The organism is Pseudomonas rossensis, assembly GCF_039888995.1.
In the GTDB taxonomy this organism is placed as follows: Bacteria; Pseudomonadota; Gammaproteobacteria; order Pseudomonadales; family Pseudomonadaceae; genus Aquipseudomonas; species Aquipseudomonas rossensis.
In genome coordinates this window covers 1-239 of record NZ_JBBWCB010000383.1, presented here as the reverse complement: position 1 = coordinate 239, position 239 = coordinate 1, and the positions used below count along the sequence as shown (strand labels likewise).

Sequence of the window (239 nt, the reverse complement as noted above, 5' to 3'; positions counted from 1 at the left end):
CATAAATCGATGATGCAGTTCCATCCAGGAGCACGGGTAAGCTTCGACTCACCCAGTGGTGAGCGCCTGTCCGGTACCGTCATGAAGTTCAACCGCAAGACCGTCACAGTGGTAACCGATACCAGCCAACGCTGGAATATTTCGCCGCACTTGCTTTCACCGATCAAAAACGTACAAGCGGGCACGGTGGTGGATATCAAGCCACAAAAAATGAAGTAGCTACGCCGCGAATGGCCTCC

Annotated in this window: 1 protein-coding gene; it reads left to right on the top strand. The window is 53.1% G+C overall.

Annotation, left to right across the window (positions count from 1 at the left end; translation table 11 throughout):
• Nucleotides 1-219: peptidylprolyl isomerase (locus tag WLY71_RS30965; protein ID WP_347806613.1), on the top strand; the 219-nt coding region annotated here is incomplete at its 5' end.
• Between the last annotated feature and the right edge of the window lie 20 nt (nucleotides 220-239).